The organism is Variovorax sp. Soil_C_17 (assembly GCF_057657265.1).
On sequence record NZ_JBDGIT010000045.1, the window covers coordinates 1 to 832 of the forward strand.

Genomic DNA, 832 nt, shown 5'->3' on the forward strand with positions numbered 1-832 from the left:
CCAGCTGGAGCTCACGCTGACGCAGGAGCACCCGCTGATCCGTCCCGCCGACATCTACGCCGAGTTGTTCTCCCGCTGTGCTTCGGCACAGCCTTCCACTCCCCTGAATCCTGGAGGTACTTCGCATGACCCTCAATGAGATCGAACGCACGCTGCGCGAGCTGCGCCTGTCCGGCATCGCCGCAACCCTGAACACCCGCGTCATGCAGGCGCAGTCCTCGCAGCAGCCGCTGCTGGAGACACTCGCAGGATTGCTCCAGGACGAGCTCGACCGGCGCCACTCGCGTCTTACCGAGCGGCGCTTCAAGCAATCACGTCTGGATGAACGGCCCACGCTGGGCGACTTCGACTGGCGCTTCAACCCGAAGCTGCCTCGTCAGGCCTGCTTCGAGCTGCACACGCTGAAGTTCATCGCCGACGGTGCCAACGCCCTGATCATCGGCAAGCCAGGCACCGGGAAGTCGCATGTGGCCAAGGCCGTCGCCTACCAGGCCACCTTGCAAGGGCATGACGTTCGCTACGTCGAGGCCGACACCGAGTTCGCCCGCTTCGCATTGGCCAACCCCAAGGAGCAGACGGCGCTGATGCGCGCGTACATCGAATCCGATCTGCTCGTGCTCGACGACCTGTTCCTTGCGCGGCGCATCTCAGACGCCGCCGCCGAGTTGCTCCAGACCCTCGTGCACCAGCGCTACAAGCGCCGCGGCAGCATCGTCGTGACCTCCAATCGCGTCGTGCAGGACTGGGGCAAATACCTCGGCGATGCGACCATGGGCACCACCATCCTTGATCGGCTGATGCATCGTGCCGTCATGCTCGAGTTCGAAGGCAG

The 832-nt window shown here is 64.4% G+C and carries 1 protein-coding gene; it reads left to right on the plus strand.

The window, feature by feature from the left end; genetic code table 11:
* Positions 1-125 precede the first annotated feature (125 nt).
* Positions 126-832, plus strand: a 707-nt coding sequence (gene istB, locus AC3A6Y_RS34945; RefSeq protein ID WP_487872784.1) for an IS21-like element helper ATPase IstB, incomplete at its 3' end; no start/stop codon positions are given.